Consider the following 238-nt stretch of genomic DNA (forward strand, 5'->3'; position numbering starts at 1 on the left):
GGTCAGGATGAAGTGGTTCGGCGCAGGTTGCGGCATTCCCGGGAACCAGCGCTTCACGACGACCTGCAGGCCCGCGTCCGCGAGGACCGGTGCGATGACGTCGTGCAGGTTGCCGAATCTGGTGGTGATGACCTGCCACATCGATGTGTCGCCGAAGAAGTCGCCGGGAATGACGACGATCGGCCAGTTCGCGGGATTCAAGTTCGACGCCCACGACGACGGATCGAACAGATTCTCC

General features: G+C 62.6%; 1 protein-coding gene. It reads right to left on the reverse strand.

From position 1 onward, the window contains the following. A partial coding sequence (locus AC3XQU_RS24810) for a Gp37-like protein (protein WP_489876751.1) occupies positions 1 to 238 on the reverse strand: 238 nt, incomplete at both ends.

It is taken from the genome of Telluria sp. AZSoR62 (assembly GCF_058111565.1).